The sequence below is a fragment of the Sporosarcina sp. FSL K6-2383 genome, assembly GCF_038618305.1.
GTDB lineage: Bacteria > Bacillota > Bacilli > Bacillales_A > Planococcaceae > Sporosarcina.
This window is the reverse complement of sequence record NZ_CP152017.1, coordinates 1,417,887-1,434,057: the sequence shown is the minus strand read 5'-3', so window position 1 is coordinate 1,434,057 and position 16,171 is coordinate 1,417,887. Positions and strand designations below refer to the sequence as shown.

General features: G+C 40.5%; 15 protein-coding genes. 4 read left to right on the top strand and 11 right to left on the bottom strand.

Annotated features, from left to right (window positions below; all coding sequences use genetic code 11):
* Positions 1 to 17: 17 nt before the first annotated feature.
* Complete coding sequence (gene ytvI / locus MKZ10_RS07145; RefSeq protein WP_342509215.1) at positions 18 to 1,076, top strand: sporulation integral membrane protein YtvI; 1,059 nt, start codon at positions 18 to 20, stop codon at positions 1,074 to 1,076.
* Positions 1,077 to 1,338: 262 nt separating this feature from the next.
* On the opposite strand, the gene MKZ10_RS07140 is transcribed toward ytvI, so the two are convergent.
* The 7 genes from MKZ10_RS07140 to cyoE all read right to left on the bottom strand — a co-directional run bounded on the left by MKZ10_RS07140 (position 1,339) and on the right by cyoE (position 8,084).
* The gene (locus MKZ10_RS07140) at positions 1,339 to 1,800 is read right to left on the bottom strand and encodes a DUF420 domain-containing protein (RefSeq protein ID WP_342509213.1); all 462 of its coding nucleotides are present in this window, start codon (positions 1,798 to 1,800) and stop codon (positions 1,339 to 1,341) included.
* A 40-nt stretch (positions 1,801 to 1,840) separates the two neighbouring features.
* Positions 1,841 to 2,905, bottom strand: coding sequence for a cytochrome c oxidase assembly factor CtaG (gene ctaG, locus MKZ10_RS07135; RefSeq protein ID WP_342509211.1), 1,065 nt, complete (start codon positions 2,903 to 2,905; stop codon positions 1,841 to 1,843).
* Between the two features lie 202 nt (positions 2,906 to 3,107).
* Complete coding sequence (locus tag MKZ10_RS07130) at positions 3,108 to 3,455, bottom strand: cytochrome C oxidase subunit IV family protein (RefSeq protein ID WP_342509209.1); 348 nt, start codon at positions 3,453 to 3,455, stop codon at positions 3,108 to 3,110.
* 1 nt (position 3,456) lies between these two features.
* Entirely contained in the window at positions 3,457 to 4,083 is a 627-nt protein-coding gene (locus MKZ10_RS07125) for a cytochrome c oxidase subunit 3 (RefSeq protein WP_342509207.1), read from the bottom strand.
* Positions 4,083 to 5,957, bottom strand: coding sequence for a cytochrome c oxidase subunit I (locus MKZ10_RS07120; RefSeq protein ID WP_342509205.1), 1,875 nt, complete (start codon positions 5,955 to 5,957; stop codon positions 4,083 to 4,085). Before MKZ10_RS07120 ends, MKZ10_RS07125 begins: the two co-directional genes overlap by 1 nt.
* Before the next feature lie 43 nt (positions 5,958 to 6,000).
* Positions 6,001 to 7,071, bottom strand: coding sequence for a cytochrome c oxidase subunit II (gene coxB / locus MKZ10_RS07115; protein WP_342509203.1), 1,071 nt, complete (start codon positions 7,069 to 7,071; stop codon positions 6,001 to 6,003).
* Between the two features lie 98 nt (positions 7,072 to 7,169).
* Complete coding sequence (gene cyoE, locus MKZ10_RS07110; RefSeq protein ID WP_342509200.1) at positions 7,170 to 8,084, bottom strand: heme o synthase; 915 nt, start codon at positions 8,082 to 8,084, stop codon at positions 7,170 to 7,172.
* A gap of 326 nt (positions 8,085 to 8,410) precedes the next feature.
* On the opposite strand from cyoE, the gene MKZ10_RS07105 reads away from it, so the two are divergent.
* A complete protein-coding gene (locus MKZ10_RS07105) occupies positions 8,411 to 9,322 on the top strand; it encodes a heme A synthase (RefSeq protein ID WP_342509198.1) in 912 nt (303 codons plus the stop codon).
* 89 nt (positions 9,323 to 9,411) lie between these two features.
* Here the strand turns inward: MKZ10_RS07105 and pyc are convergent, their stop codons facing one another.
* From pyc to MKZ10_RS07090, 3 genes are read right to left on the bottom strand one after another with little or no spacing between them, the layout of a single operon-like run.
* Positions 9,412 to 12,849, bottom strand: a complete 3,438-nt coding sequence (gene pyc, locus MKZ10_RS07100; RefSeq protein ID WP_342509196.1) for a pyruvate carboxylase — start codon at positions 12,847 to 12,849, stop codon at positions 9,412 to 9,414.
* Complete coding sequence (locus MKZ10_RS07095; protein ID WP_342509193.1) at positions 12,849 to 14,033, bottom strand: FtsW/RodA/SpoVE family cell cycle protein; 1,185 nt, start codon at positions 14,031 to 14,033, stop codon at positions 12,849 to 12,851. The genes pyc and MKZ10_RS07095 overlap by 1 nt, the downstream gene beginning before the upstream one ends.
* A 60-nt stretch (positions 14,034 to 14,093) precedes the next feature.
* Positions 14,094 to 14,375, bottom strand: a complete 282-nt coding sequence (locus MKZ10_RS07090; RefSeq protein WP_203246101.1) for a YlaN family protein — start codon at positions 14,373 to 14,375, stop codon at positions 14,094 to 14,096.
* A 199-nt stretch (positions 14,376 to 14,574) separates the two neighbouring features.
* Between MKZ10_RS07090 and MKZ10_RS07085 the strand changes: the two genes are divergently transcribed.
* Entirely contained in the window at positions 14,575 to 15,075 is a 501-nt protein-coding gene (locus MKZ10_RS07085; RefSeq protein ID WP_342509191.1) for a peptidyl-prolyl cis-trans isomerase, read from the top strand.
* Positions 15,076 to 15,088: 13 nt separating this feature from the next.
* Positions 15,089 to 15,292 carry a YlaI family protein gene (locus MKZ10_RS07080; RefSeq protein WP_342509189.1) on the top strand — a complete coding sequence of 68 codons (204 nt, stop codon included), beginning with the start codon at positions 15,089 to 15,091 and terminating at the stop codon, positions 15,290 to 15,292.
* Positions 15,293 to 15,815: 523 nt separating this feature from the next.
* Here the strand turns inward: MKZ10_RS07080 and MKZ10_RS07075 are convergent.
* A complete protein-coding gene (locus tag MKZ10_RS07075) occupies positions 15,816 to 16,160 on the bottom strand; it encodes a YlaH-like family protein (RefSeq protein ID WP_342509187.1) in 345 nt (114 codons plus the stop codon).
* Positions 16,161 to 16,171 lie beyond the last annotated feature (11 nt).

Here is a 16,171-nt window from a genome sequence, read left to right as displayed (position 1 = left end):
TATTGGGGGAATAACTGTTGGCAAAATGGCTTACAAAACGTAATTTCATCTTAACAATAGGTATAATCATGGCGATTCTAATTGCCATTTTTATTATCCCTGTTTCACTTCCCCTCATTTCCGCACTCCTAATGGCCATACTCATGAATCCACTTGTTACGTTTACACAAAAGAAATGGAAGTGGAATCGAAAAATCGCAGTTACTTCTGTCTTTATTTTTATTTTAACAGCTTTTGGTCTCCTCCTTTATTACACGGTTACACAACTCATCGGCAAAATGATTAAGGTGACAAAGATGGCACCTGATTATTTAAATTCACTAGCAGGGCTATGGATAGATAGTCAAAGCAAATTATTTCAATTTACATCTATATTTCCCGACGAAGTCATCAAGCCTATCCGAAAAGAGTTCAAGGACATCTTTGAGTCCATGCGGGAATCAATACTAAATTTACTCAATTACGATAAAATGCTCATGCTCCTAACTGAAATCCCAAACTTCCTGGTCAGCTTTATCGTTTTTTTAGTTGCCTTGTTCCTTCTTATGCTCGAACTTCCTGAATTAAAAAAAATGCTATTCAGGCATTTAACAACCTCAACTGCTGAAAAAGTTCGCTATATGATTAGCAAACTCAACTCTGTCATCTTGGGTTTCTTGAAGGCTCAGCTACTCGTTAGCTTCATCATCCTCATCGTGACATTCATCGGGCTACTGCTCATTGTACCGAAATACGCCGTTATTATGGCGCTTGTCATTTGGTTTATCGACATTATCCCAATTCTCGGCTCCATCATCATTCTAGCTCCTTGGGCGGTTTATTTATACATTAGTGGGGATGTCAGTACCGCAACAAAGTTAACGATTCTCGCCATTATTTTACTCATCATTCGTCGAACTGTCGAACCAAAAGTAATGGGCTCCCAAATCGGACTGTCTCCGCTACCAACACTCATTACGATGTTCATAGGGTTAAAACTATTAGGCATTTTCGGCTTATTTATCGGTCCCTTTATCATGATTCTACTGATGACTGCACGTGAAGCCGGGATGATTAAAATGAACTTTAGAATTTAATAATACTCACAATCACTACGTGTATAGTTGATTTTGGCTCCCTTTGGATTGAACATCTTCTATGCAATGACCGTGTTGTTTTGATATGTAGGTATGCGACAGGCAACTATTCATAACAAGATTACCGAAAAAAGCATGGCTAGGAATGACGAAGTCATTTTTAGCCATGCTTGCTCCTTGGTAATTATGTCGTGAATATTTCTCCGAAAGCGAACCGAAAATGATCCAGTGAAAATGGATGTATCCTAACTGCATGTTTTATTTATAGACCGAAGATTGCCTTGAATACTGATGTTGTCTCTCCGCCTGAATAAATAACATACAGAAGCAAATAGACCGCAACACCTGTAATCGCTGTAAAGAACCAAATGACACTTGCAGTTGGCCCCACTTTTCGGTGTTTCACCAGATTATTTTTCAAGCCCCAAGAAATCATCATAGCTCCTAGCACCGCACCCGTTGTCGCTAAAATAATATGAAAGACAAGGAAAATCGTATAATAGATTTTCAAATGATCGGGACCTGCAAATGCAGTATTACCGACCAGGATGCTTCTAGACATATAGATAATCAAAAAAAGAACCGCAGAAACTGCCGCTGCTAACATCATTTTCTTATGCGCTTCTATTTTCTTTTTTCGAATAAGCCCCCATCCAACTGCTACGAAAACAGCAGAAAGGACAATCAAAAACGTACTAATCGTAGGCAGTAATGGCACAGTCATTTGTTCCGTTCCCCTTTTCTTACAAGCACTTATCTGTAATTTAGTGCTGTTGCATCGCTAATCGTTGTTGTTCAAGATCTGATAACGCTTTTTTTGTAATTTCCTCCGCATTATCTTGCTCTTCCTTATACCACTTTATAAAAATGCTACCAAGAACAACTACATAAATAATTTCTTGGATAACCTTCATAAGAATGCCCCCAAGTTGCTGGTCAGTCAATGTAGCCATATTCGTAAACATCTCAGGACCTGAAAGACCTAACCCCGAAAGTCCAGCTAGCGTACCCGCTGGCACACATAACGCCATCGCTTTAAGCCATGATTCCCCACTTTGATAGGTTTCATAGACAGGTACGTCTACAAAGATAATCAACGAACAGGCTGGCGTAATTAAAATAGCACTTAAAATAATATAACCAATTTTTTTCAATCCATGAAGCTGTGGTTGGCCCTTTAACGTATTCATAACAGGCCACCAAAATAGCATCGCTGCCAAAAACAATGTAATCGTAAAGGCGGTGTGTAATGGGGCGCTTAGTTTTACATTATCCAAAATAATTGGAATGTGATAAATCGAAAACATACCAACGAATAGAATAATGCTAATAATAGGTTTTGTGAAAGTACTAATAAGGTTGGCAAGTAATTTCACATCAAATACTTTTTTCCACATCCAGTTAGGAATCCCGATAATTAATAACGGAGCAACTAATAGTAACAGCAAAGCCATCTGCACCATATGCATCGTAAATAAAATATGTCCTAATAAATCGACTGGTGATCCTTTAACGATATACAGTAAGACCATTGATAAGAGAAAGGCCACAAGTTGTTTGCGTGTAAGTGATTCAGTCCCTTCAAATCGATGGCGCATTTTTGTCGCGAGAAATAAATACAATGCGATGCCCAATATGATAATAAGTAAAAACCATGGGCTCCACAGTGCACGAAATCCAAATATGCTTAAAGGCATCATTGCAATTACTCCTTCCATAAACTCTATCTCCATTATAAAACGAATAGCGTTGTAACTCAATGTACGAACTATGACATTTACTACATCAATTACGCCTTGGCGTAATTGCGTCCAGATTTTTTCGAGCACGCTCGAAAAGCTCCTTTGAAAATCTGTGACATCCGCGGGCTGACAGGATGTCGGTCATGCAACCGTTGCCACAGGACGTGGCGCACTTGGGTTGCCTTCCTTTAATTTGAATCAGAGGGAGTTCGAACTCCCTCTGATTCAAATTAAAAAACAGGAAAAGCCTGTAGAAGATAAAATCTTCACAGGCTTTTGCGACTGTTAATTACCACCAAACAATTGTGGAGAATGTTAACACAACTGTGAACGCAAGCAAGGCACCCGTAAACATAAACATTTGGGGAACGCCATGACCTTTTTCGTTCATATGCATGAAGTAATATAATTGTAATGCGATTTGAACTGCAGCAAATAGTAAGAGTGTCGGGATAATGAAGAATTTCGTGAATCCTTCAACTCCGACTTCAAAAGCTGTAACCATTGTAAATGAGATAAGAGTCAGGAAGATCATAAGAGAAAACATCATAATCTGATTACGCATCGCGCTCTTTGCACGTTTACGTCCTAACTCAAATTCAGCCGGTGACTTTTTATAAACTTGAATGTCCGCCATATTAACCTATCACTCCCATCAAATAGACTACAGTGAAGATGAATACCCAAACAACGTCGATGAAGTGCCAGTACAATGAGAAAGTATAGTACTTCGTCGCGTTATACAAATTCAATCCACGCTTCGCGTTACGGAAAATCAGTAGCGTAATCCATACAAGCCCGATTGCTACGTGGAAGCCGTGAGTCCCGACAAGTGTATAGAATGCAGAACTGAATGCACTGTTATCGAAAGTAAAACCAAGACCAACATAATGTACGAACTCATACACTTCAAGCATCAAGAACCCTAATCCAAGTAGTGCAGTAATAGCAAGCCATAACTGCATTTTCTTGAAATCGTAGTTCTTCATATGATACATCGCATAAACACTTGTCAAAGAAGATGTTAAAAGAAGCATCGTCATAACCAATACAAGTGGTAATTCAAAAAGTTCTTCTGTTGAAAATTCAAAACCACTTGGTCCTTTATTTTTCAATGCCAAGTATGTTGCAAACAGTGTAGCGAATAGGATTGTCTCTCCACCAAGGAAAAGCCAGAAACCAACAAACTTATTCTTTGCTTCCAAAGTTGCTTTTTCCGGGTGTTCCGGCCACGTCTCAGGGGTGAATTTTTTATTCAAATCCATTAGTTTTGACCCCCTTCACGTTTTAAATCCTTCAAAATATCTTCTTTCTTAACATGGTAACCCAAGTCGTCCTTCACAGAACGAAGTGACATTGCGATGAACGTCCAAAGTAAACCAATGATAAGAACTGGTAGACCCCATGCATATTCCGTACGGAACATTGCACCAAATCCAGCGATGAATAACCCAGAGCTCATGAAAAATGGAATAATTGAGCCATGTGGCATGTGAATGTCTGAGACAGGCTCTGCCGGTGTAATGCCTGATTTATTGCCTTCCATTTTCTCAATCCAATACGTATCAAGTCCACGTACCAATGGCGTTTGAGCAAAGTTATAAAACGGAGGTGGTGATGAAATTGCCCATTCAAGCGTACGTCCATCTCCCCATGGGTCATTACCAACACGTACATTTTTCTTCGTTGTAATAATGATGTTTATAACAAGTGTAATGACACCAATCGCCATGAATAGCGCCCCAGCAGAACTGATCGCGTTAGATAAGTTCCAGCCTTGGCCGTCCATATATGTCCAAACACGGCGTGGCATACCCCATAGTCCTAACCAGTGCTGGATTAGGAATGTCATATGGAAACCAATGAAAAAGAACCAGAACTCAATTTTACCTAATTTATCACTTAGCATTGTTCCAAACATTTTTGGCCACCACAAATGAACACCTGCCAAAATACCAAGGACAACTCCACCAACAATTACATAGTGGAAGTGGGCTACGATAAAGTACGTATCATGTAACTGATAGTCAAGAGGTGCTGCTCCTGCCTGAACACCTGTTACTCCACCCATAACGAATGATGGAATAAAACCAAGTGCATAAAGCATTGGCGTTGTAACCTTGATACTACCGCCCCATATGGTGAGCAACCAGTTAAAGATTTTCACACCTGTTGGAATGGCGATGGTCATTGTAGCTACCGAGAAGATTGCATTTGCTGTTGGCCCAAGACCAACTGTAAACATATGGTGAGCCCAAACCATGAATCCAAGGAAACCAATTAACACAGTGGCAAATACCATTGCCGAATAACCGAATAGACGTTTTCTTGAGAAGATAGAGAAAATCTCTGAGAAAATACCGAAAGCCGGTAAAATTAAGATATATACTTCAGGGTGACCAAATATCCAGAAGATATGCTCCCAAATAATTGTGTTACCGCCCATCGTATGGTCAAAGAAGTTACCGCCAAACATTCTATCGAATGTCAGGAAGAATAGTCCAACCGTAAGTGGTGGGAATGCAAATAAAATCATTGCTGACGCAACGAACGTAGTCCATGTAAAGAGTGGCATACGCATGTACGTCATCCCTGGAGCACGCATATTAATAATTGTGACGAGGAAGTTAATCCCCCCCATTAACGTACCACCACCGGCTATTTGTAAACCAATAGCATAAAAATCAACGCCATGGCCTTCAGATGCGAGAGACAGTGAAGCGTAAGATGTCCAACCTGCATCAGGAATCTGTCCGAAGAACCATGAAACGTTCAAGAACAATCCACCGAAGATGAACATCCAAAAACCTAATGAGTTAAGGAATGGAAATGCTACGTCACGCGCTCCAATTTGGAGTGGCATGACAACGTTCATAAATCCGATTAATATTGGCATGGCTGCTAGGAATATCATCGTTGTTCCATGCATGGTAATAACTTCATTAAAAAGTCCTGCACTGATAAAATCATTGTTTGGCTTTAAAAGTTGGATACGAATGATCATGGCTTCAATACCGCCGACTATGAAGAAGAATCCTCCACCAAGGAGATAAAGGATACCAATCTTCTTGTGGTCAACCGTCGTCATCCAGTCCCATAACGTTGCGCCAAAGCTTTTCTTTTGAGCAACTGAACTCAATTTGTTTACCTCCCCTTCAAAATCATGTTAACAACAGTAATAATTATTGTTCAACTTTTAGCCCCATGAGATACGTTGCAAGTGCATCGAGTTCCTCAGTGGAGAATTGCTCGCCATAATTTGATGGCATTGTGTTACCTGGTTTATATTTCTGAGTATCGGAAATCCAGTTTATTAATTCTTCTTTATTATGTTCCATGAAGCCAGCGACGCGATTACGGTCACCGAATGATGCTAAGTTTGGTCCAAGTGCGCCAGTTTCACCAACTGCAGAAGTTGCATGACATCCGATACAGCTTTGTTGGAATAGCTCTTCACCTTGTGTAGTAGCTGCATCCGCAACACGATTATCCGTAGCTTGCATAGCCGTTACCCACTTATCAAATTCTGGACGCGGCATTGATTTCACTTTGAAGTCCATCAGTGCATGCGATGGGCCACAAAGCTCAGCACATTTACCGTAGAACACACCATCTTTTAGATCCTTTGATTCTTTTTCAAAGACGAGATAAAACTTATTCACGTTCTCAACGTTATTATCCATCTTACCGCCTACTGCCGGAATCCAGAATGAGTGTTTTACATCTGCTGAGAGCAGGTTAAAGTATACTTTTTCATCCATTGGCACAACTAATTCTTGTGCAGTAACAATTCCAAGACTTGGGTATTCAAATTCCCACCAGTAAAGCTTAGCTGTTACATCAACGACGAGGTTCTCTGCATTACCGTCCTCATCAACAGCCTCCATTGCCGCCACATCACCAAACTTATATGCGTAATAAACGGTTGGAACCGCAAGAATTATAACGAGTACAATTGGAATAATTGTCCATACTAATTCCAATGCATGACTTCCCTCTACTTGTTCAGGAATATGTTTTTCACCTAGCTTTGAACGTCTAAAACGAACAATTGCAATAACGTAGATGAGTACTACTACAAGGATTACCACAGACATGATTATTACCGTTAACATCAATAAATTAAATTGATCCTGTCCGACTTGACCAGCCGGAAGAAGCGTAGATAGCTCTTCTTGACCACACCCTGCCAAGAACACGGTAAGAGCTGTCAATAAAGAAAAGAGACGCCACTTTTTGAGTCCTTTCATCATAGCTTAATGATACCTCTCTTTCTAAAAATTGTTTTTCTATTACTGAGGACTGTTGACCTCTCTATATGAATTCCTATCAAAAGAAAGAATTCCAGATGTTAGATGAAAATCGAAAAAATAATCATGGCGACAAAAAGGATTGTCATGTAATTCAGCGAATAGATGAACATCCTAGACGCCCACTTGAGATCGTCCTTCGCTTTAAAGCCCCTTAGTGCTAAATAAAGCCATCCTAAATTTAACGCGGTGGCCAGTACGAGAAAGCCAATCCCGAGCTCTGTCAGCAGAAATGGTAATGGGAATAAAAACAATACCCACGCTAACATAGATTTTTTCGTCCTTGCAAAGCCTTTAACAACAGGCAACATCGGGATATTCACCGCACGGTATTCTTCTGTCCGACGCATTGCAAGTGCATAAAAATGTGGAGGCTGCCAAATGAACATGATTAAAAATAATGCCCATGCACCTGCGCCAAGTGCCGGTTCTACAGCTGCCCAACCAATTAAAGGTGGTATAGCCCCCGAAATACTACCGACGATGGTATTGCTAACATGTCTCCGCTTCGACCACATCGAATAGAGTACAACATAACTAAAAATACCTACAAGCCCCCAAAGAGCGGCTGCCGGTGATGCAGCAAACAACATTATTTCTCCAACTACGATAAATGTGAACGCGAGCGCCCACACAGAAGAGGCCTTGAAACGTCCCGTAACTGTTGGTCTAGACTTTGTCCTTGTCATGATTGGATCGATATCCCGATCAATCAAGTTATTAAGCGCAGCAGAACCGGCAATAATTAAACCCGATCCACCAAGAGCAAATACAAGTAAATCTATATGGTGGAGAAAGTTTCTACCAGTGAATTGAAATGCTAAAAACAGCCCAGTAAATGTCGTAATCATGTTAGAATTGACAATCCCGATTTTAATCAATGCCAAAAAGTCCTTTAAAACAGACGTCGTGGCAATATTCGACTCAGTTGCAGAAATAGTTTTATTGTTCGACATAGTTCCCCTCCTTTCAAAGGTGTTAGTAAACACTGCTTTAACTAACTATATCGAAACTTAGGTACTTTTTCTATAGCTAAAACAAACTCTTGCTCTACTCCTACAGAATATCTACATAAGTATTCCTGTACTCTACCTATAGTAAATCATTTCTACATACCTTTTGTGAAGTAAAAACGTCTTTTTTATGAACAATTTGTGAAAAGGGCGACTACCGACCTATTTTTAATCACTTGTCATTGTTTTTCCGTACTATTTTCGTTATCATCAGAAAAGCAGGGACCTTTTGTACAATGGTCAACAATTATAAAGAAGGTGTTTTTCTTTTGCGATACAATAAGTATTTAAAATGGTTTGCTGTTGCTTCAACAATCGGTATGCTCCTCATTCTACTAGGCGGAGCACTCGTTACAAAGACCGATAGCGGTATGGGCTGCGGTAGGCATTGGCCCGGTTGTAATGGACAACTTATTCCTGATGAAATTACTGCCGAAGTACTCATCGAATTTTCACATCGACTCGTTACAGGTGCCGTCGGAATATTTATCGTCATTTTAGCCGTCTGGTCTTGGAAAGCAATGGGACATATTCGAGAAACTAAATTTTTGGCCTCCATGGCTGTGTTTTTCCTCGTTCTACAAGCATTAATTGGAGCTGCCCAAGTATTATGGGGACAAGGCGATTTCATACTCGCATTACATTTTGGTATTTCGCTCATTTCCTTTGCCTCAGTTCTTTTACTAACACTTCTTATTTTCGAGGTAGACCAAAAATTCGATGCGGATACGTTGCGTATCGGCACGAAAATGAAGTGGCATACGATTGGCGTATCCGTGTATTCCTATATAGTTGTTTATACAGGTGCACTTGTCCGCCATACGGAATCTGGATTGGCGTGTGGAGAATGGCCACTTTGTCGAAATGATGTCTTTGAACTCCCAAGAAATCTTTTTGAGTGGGTACAGATGGGTCATCGAGTCGCAGCAGCAATTATCATCATTTGGTTAGCTATCATTATGGTACACGCTATTCGCAATTACAAAGACCAACGCATCATCTATTGGGGTTGGATCATCGCCTTCATCATTGTAGCTCTTCAAGCTACAACTGGGATGCTAGTCGTACTGACGAAGCTAAATCTTTATATCGCTTTACTTCATTCTTTATTCATAACGTTATTATTCGGCTTACTAACGTATATGATTTTACTCGTTTCACGCAGCACATTAAAAAAATAATGCGACAGTCTTTTGTTATTACCTACCAGCGTTGACTGCTACGATAAGAAAAAAGCACTTGGAAATTATCCAAGTGCTTTTTGCGTCTATTAATGTTCTAATTCTATGAGCAAATCACCAGTTGCAATCGATTCTCCTGCTGAAACATAAATATCTTTTACAGTGCCGTCATATGGCGCTTGTATTGTTGTTTCCATTTTCATAGCTTCTGTTATAAGGAGATGTTCCCCCTTCTTCACTTTGGCTCCTTTGGAAACTGCCACTTTCAGCACCGTTCCTGGCATCGTCGCCGCAATATGCGCTTCGTTTGACGTATCTGCCTTCTGTTTACGAATTGTAACAGATTCCACACTCATATCTTCAATGATTACTTCACGGGGTTGACCGTTCATTTCGAAATATAGAACCCTTGTCGCATCGGATTGTGGCTCGCCGATTGATACGAGCTTAACCATCAATGTTTTACCTTTTTCAATTTCTACTTCAATTTCTTCGCCAAGACGCATGCCATATAAGAATTCCGGTGTATTGATGACAGATACATCACCAAATAGATTATTCGTTTGCGAATATTCGTCGAACACCTTCGGATAAAGCGCATAAGAAAGAACTTCATGACTTGTCACAGGTCGTCCTAATTTCTCATTCAATTCATCTCTTAATTTTTCGAAATTGACATCTTCTAGTAATTCACCAGGGCGTACTGTTATTGCTTCACGCTCTTTCAAAATGACCTTTTGAAGCTCTTCTGGGAATCCGCCATAAGGTTGACCAATATACCCTTCGAAAAATTCAATAACGGATTCTGGGAAATCGATTGTCTTCCCACGAACAAGTACTGATTTTTCATCCAAATCATTTTGTACCATGAACAATGCCATATCGCCGACTACTTTCGAAGATGGCGTTACTTTTACAACATCTCCAAATAATAGGTTGACACGGGAATACATATCCTTCACGTCTTCCCAACGCTCGCCTAACCCAACAGCTTTCGCTTGCTGCTGTAAGTTAGAATATTGACCACCCGGCATTTCATGGACATAAATTTCCGAATGCGGACTCATCATGCCACTTTCAAAGGGTTGGTAATATTTCCGAACATCTTCCCAGTAGTAAGATAAGTCTTCAAGTGACTTGACATTACCACGGACATTACGTTTACCGCCCTGTAGCGCGTAATGCAGAGAGCCTGCTGATGGTTGTGAAGTCAGACCCGCCATTGCCCCAAGAGCCGTATCAACGATATCCACACCTGCCTCAATCGCTTTAGCATACATGTAAATACCGTTACCACTTGTATCATGTGAATGTAGATGGATTGGCAAATCTACTGTCGCTTTCAGCTCTGAAATAAGTCGGTAAGCAGCTTCAGGCTTCAACAATCCAGCCATATCTTTAATCGCTAAAATATGAGCGCCGGCTGCCTCTAACTCTTTCGCCATCTCTTTATAATAATTAACCGTATATTTCGCACGTGAGTCATCTAGGATATCCCCAGCGTAACAAATTGCTGCCTCTGCAACTTTCCCTGCATCACGTGTTGCATCAATCGCGACTTCCATTCCTTTGATCCAGTTCAAGCTATCGAAAATTCGGAAAACGTCAATTCCCGCATCAGCTGACTTTTTGACAAACTCACGAATGACATTGTCAGGATAATTTGTATATCCAACAGCATTAGCACCACGGAACAGCATTTGGAACAACACATTTGGAATTTGTTCACGTAGCTTCAACAGCCTATCCCATGGACTTTCTTTCAAGAACCTATAAGATACATCAAACGTTGCGCCGCCCCACATTTCATACGAAAATAAGTCTGGCATTAGTCTTGCAGATTCAGATGCAATCGCAGTAATATCGGAAGTTCTGACACGCGTCGCCAACAGTGATTGGTGCGCATCCCGGAATGTTGTATCCGTCAGCAGCACATCATCTTGCTCTTTAATCCACTTAACAAGCCCTTCAGCGCCACGCTCATCCAAAATTTGCTTCGTTCCCGGTGTAGGTGCTGCTAGCAAATCTACTACCGGCTTTCGAACAGGATGAAACACAGGCTTCGATTGCTTTTCAAGTCCCGGGAATCCATTAATCGTGACATTCCCAATATAATTCAGCATTTTCGTTCCGCGGTCTTTACGATTTGGGAACAGGAATAATTCAGGAGTCGAATCAATAAAACTCGTATTATAATTACCTGTTAGGAAGTTGTTATGCTTCACTACATTTTCAAGGAATGGAATATTCGTTTTAATACCACGTATTCTGAATTCCTGTAAATTTCTGTCCATTTTAGATGCAGCTTCTCGGAAAGTCATGCCCCATGTCGATACTTTTACTAACAAAGAATCATAGTACGGTGTAATAACAGCACCTTGGAAGCCATTCCCCGCATCCAGACGGACTCCAAAGCCTCCACCCGACCGGTAAACCATTAGTTTTCCTGTATCAGGCATAAAGTCGTTGAGTGGGTCCTCTGTTGTGACACGTGATTGAATAGCATAACCGAATAACGGGATATCCTCCTGTGTCGGGATACTCGCTTCCCCTTCGTGCAAACTTTTTCCATCCGCAATATGAATTTGGGAATGGACAATATCAATACCTGTTACCATTTCTGTGATGGTATGTTCCACTTGAATACGAGGATTTACTTCGATGAAATAAAAGCGGCCGTCAGCTACGAGGAATTCCATAGTTCCCGCATTGATATACCCGACATTTTCAGCCAATTTTACGGCAGCATCGCAAATCTGTTCCCGCAAGCCATCTTCTAGTGAAATGGAAGGTGCAATTTCCACGACTTTTTGATGACGACGCTGGATTGAACAGTCTCGTTCGTACAGATGAACGACATTACCGTGTGAGTCTCCGAGTATTTGCACTTCAATATGTTTCGGCTGGAAAACGTATTTCTCAACATAGACTTCATCAGAACCAAATGCTGACTTCGCCTCGGATTTAGCACGCTCATAGGCTTCAACCACTTCATCGGCAGCAGTAACAATACGCATTCCGCGCCCACCACCACCAAGTGACGCCTTGATAATAATGGGGTAACCATTCGTGTCTCCAAAAGTCGCAACTTCTTCGACAGAGGTTACTGGACCATCCGTACCTGGAATTACTGGAATTCCTGCTTTAATGGCCTGTTCTCTTGCCTTCACTTTATCCCCAAACATATCTAGGTGCTTCGATGTAGGACCGATGAAAATGATTCCTTCTTCTTCAAGTCGTCGTGCAAAATCTACGTTTTCTGCAAGAAATCCATAGCCTGGGTGTACAGCATTTGCACCCGAGTCTTTTGCAAGTGCAATAATGCCCTCAATATCAAGGTATGCATCTATCGGCTTTTTCCCTTTTCCTACAAGATAAGACTCATCTGCCTTGTAGCGATGGAATGACCCACTATCTTCTGTCGAATATATTCCGACTGTAGGGATATTCAACTCGGTACAAGCACGGAAAATACGAATCGCAATTTCCCCGCGGTTGGCAACCAAGATTTTCTTAATTTTCTCCATCACAAGGCACTTCCTTTTCTATTTGTTTTTTCATATTTAACGAACATTGAAACGTTCATTAATATTCCTAAAGCTAAAGATAACAGAATAATTGAAGTTCCGCCATAGCTAATAAACGGCAAGGTTACCCCTGTAAGCGGTATCAACCCCGTTAGACCGCCTAAATTGATAAATGTTTGAATTCCGATAAGACTCCCAATTCCTGCTGCTAGCATCCTAGCTTGTGGATCCTGCGCTCGAAGTGCAATCGAAAATGCCCGCATTACAATGAAGCCCAGTCCCCCAATGACAATGAGCGCTCCTACTAACCCTAATTCTTCAGATATAACCGCCATAATAACGTCTGTATGCGGCTCAGGCAAATAACCCATCTTTTGAATGGAATTACCCAGCCCAAGACCTTTGAGTCCACCCGTACCGATTGCAATATAGCCATTCGATACTTGGTAACCAGACCCTTGTTCATAATCGAACGGGTTCATAAAGGACAATAACCGCCCTAGTCTACCATCGTTCATAATATCTTTCCACTTCACAAATAAAATAAGACCCGCGAACAGCATCCCAATCGAAATGATGCCACTTAGTTTAAAAAAGGTTCGTTTTTTAATCCCACTTGCCAGCAGCACAGATAAAGCGACCACGACAATAATAAGTGATCCACCAAGATCTGTTTCTAGCATAATCGAACCAACTGCTACAATTAGTATGGCAATAGGAGGTGCAATCGATTGGTTAATATTGTCAATCGTTCCAGACTCGTATTTCTTTGCGAAAACACTAGAGAAATAAATGATGATGACAATCTTCGCAACCTCCGACGGTTGAAGCTTACCAAATGGCGTTATAAGCCAACTTCTCGCACCGACTTCTTCCTTTCCCCAGCCTATAAAATGAACAAGAAACAATAGTGAAAACATACCTAAAACAGATAAAATCATTATTTTTTTTCGTTTATAGTTTTTATAAGGGAAAAAAGACGCCATAAAAAAGACGGGCAAGGCAATTGCAAGATTTAAAACCTGATTTTGGAAAAAGTTATCCGGTTCTGCTTTATATCTTTCTACAGCAGCTCCCATACTCGCACTATAAATCATCACAAGTCCAAATAAACAAAGCACTAAGTAGGTAAAAAATAACGGGAAGTCAAAGTTTTTTAAAAAACGTTTCATATATGTACTCATTCATAAAACCTCATTTTCAAACAAAAAACTCAAACCTTTATGTCAGTTTGAGTTTTCAGCTTATTTTTTCGTATATAGTTCGTGCAAGATTGTCATTTCCTTCTCGAGCAGAGAAAGAATTTCATTCCCGCCCTGACGATCAATCAGACCTAGCTTAACGGCAAAATCAATTTCACGGGCCAAGCCATACATTTGTGTATCCAACACTTCTTCGTATAGTGGGCACTGCGGCATCGTCAAATGGTCCATTTGGACTTTGATAAGTTGTGCAATCTTATCAGCATCGGCTTGAAGTTGCTTCAATGCCTTTTCCTGATAGGTTTCCTGTAAGTCTATCTCCATGAGGACGCCCCCATCAACCTTTTATTTCTTAATGGTTATTATGAATAAATTGTATCTTTTGAAACAAGAAAATGCAAGTGTTTCCCCTTTAATATCTCACATCTAGTGAGAAATACTTTTCCAAAGCATAGTAAAGCGTTATACTAAAAGGAAATGGTAATTATGCTAGAGCGTAATTGATTATTAGGGGGACATGAACTTGGAAGCAATAATTCCGATTAAAGGCAAGGTACGCTACTCTATCACACTCGATCCAGGTGTTTGGATTTTCGATGATCGCAGGATTGATTTGAAAACATTTTTCACTGAGGACCATGTTGAAAAAGATGAGCTAGAAGAATATAAAAAAGCAATGGGAAAACACTGGTCACGCGAAATTATGGAAGGTGCGACGTTTCCACCAACATTAAAAACCGAAAAGAAATTCGAAAAAACAAAAGTATTAACAGGCACGTATGGAATTCTTTTCAGCCATTTTTTAAAAACTGCTGAACCTGCTGCTGATGCGACAACGATTACTTTTGAAATTGAAGATGGAACAACCCACTCCTTCCCACTCGAACAGGCCGATGACTTCATTTTCAAGTTTAGCGAAGAGGGTAAGCCACTTATTAATGATGGTCTCGTACACGTTCTGTTCAAAGATGGTTCGAACAGCGACACACCTATTCGTGATATCAGTTCGATTAGAATCGACTAAAGGAGGATTTCCAATGCGCGTTAAATGTGTAATTTGCGATGAAATTGGACAACTTCCAGACGATGCACCTATTGCCAAAACGCTGAGAAATCGTCCCATTCATACGTATATGTGCCCCACTTGCAATGATCGAATTGCCGACAAAACAATTGCCCGCATCGCGACAGGCAATTTTGTTTTCCACCGCAGTTCACACTCAATCGAAAAAAACTTCTAGTAATGAATGAAAGCGGAGCACTCCATGTACAGTTTTTTTTGGACCGCTTCGGATTGAACAACTTCTATACGATTACCGGGATGTCTTGATGTGTAGGGATGCGACTTCGTCACATCCCTACACTTTTTTTCGGTAATCTTATGGTAGTCGTTTATCCATCACTCTCCAAATCTACAGGTACACGAATTGCTAATGCTTTTCGGGAAGAGAGAATAGATGACTTCTTAACTTATGATGAGCAGCCAAAGATACAATTTTGGCTGCTGTCGTTTTCTCAATAGTCTTTTATTATTTTACTTTATTTGAGTCAATTTCATAATTACCTATTCCAATTGAACAAGCGAAGCGTTGAGGGCACAGAGATGAGCTGCCTTAACTTCTATAAATACCACAGAAATTAAGGCAAATTGAAGCCGTGCCTGTGGAAGCGTCCGCCTGAAGCGCAAATCGACCTAGTACGACTTTTAAGGTTAATTATTCTATTATGAAATTGATTCAACTTCATAAAAAGACTCAGCTGCGATTAAGCAACTGAGTCTTCTTTTTTATGTTCGTTCATTCTACGAACTCGGTAGATGATTAAAATTAAAGCCGCTACGATTAGTCCTTCGACGATTGGAAGGAAAAATGCTAAGAACGTCAACACCAAACAGCCGATGAACAAAAATATATAAATCACTATGTTTTTTAATAGGGGTAGTTTCTTAGCAAATCCAAGCTTATAAACAATTGCCGACATGAGGAAGATAAGGGCTAAAAGCACGTAACCAGCTATATCGAAATTAGGCATTACCTCATAAATGAACCTTGCAATACCCGACATCCGATCTGCAACGATTGCTTCATCCCCGACAACACTAGCACTCATTCAACACATTC

What these genes read in the sequence shown, in the direction of transcription:
- MKZ10_RS07140 (WP_342509213.1), bottom strand. Translation starts at nt 1,800, where the DNA reads ATGACTGTGCCATTACTGCCTACGATTAGTACGTTTTTGATTGTCCTT.
- MKZ10_RS07130 (WP_342509209.1), bottom strand. Translation starts at nt 3,455, where the DNA reads ATGGCGGACATTCAAGTTTATAAAAAGTCACCGGCTGAATTTGAGTTA.
- MKZ10_RS07125 (WP_342509207.1), bottom strand. Translation starts at nt 4,083, where the DNA reads ATGGATTTGAATAAAAAATTCACCCCTGAGACGTGGCCGGAACACCCG.
- coxB (WP_342509203.1), bottom strand. Translation starts at nt 7,071, where the DNA reads ATGATGAAAGGACTCAAAAAGTGGCGTCTCTTTTCTTTATTGACAGCT.
- cyoE (WP_342509200.1), bottom strand. Translation starts at nt 8,084, where the DNA reads ATGTCGAACAATAAAACTATTTCTGCAACTGAGTCGAATATTGCCACG.
- pyc (WP_342509196.1), bottom strand. Translation starts at nt 12,849, where the DNA reads ATGGAGAAAATTAAGAAAATCTTGGTTGCCAACCGCGGGGAAATTGCG.
- MKZ10_RS07095 (WP_342509193.1), bottom strand. Translation starts at nt 14,033, where the DNA reads ATGAGTACATATATGAAACGTTTTTTAAAAAACTTTGACTTCCCGTTA.
- MKZ10_RS07090 (WP_203246101.1), bottom strand. Translation starts at nt 14,375, where the DNA reads ATGGAGATAGACTTACAGGAAACCTATCAGGAAAAGGCATTGAAGCAA.
- MKZ10_RS07080 (WP_342509189.1), top strand. Translation starts at nt 15,089, where the DNA reads ATGCGCGTTAAATGTGTAATTTGCGATGAAATTGGACAACTTCCAGAC.
- MKZ10_RS07075 (WP_342509187.1), bottom strand. Translation starts at nt 16,160, where the DNA reads ATGAGTGCTAGTGTTGTCGGGGATGAAGCAATCGTTGCAGATCGGATG.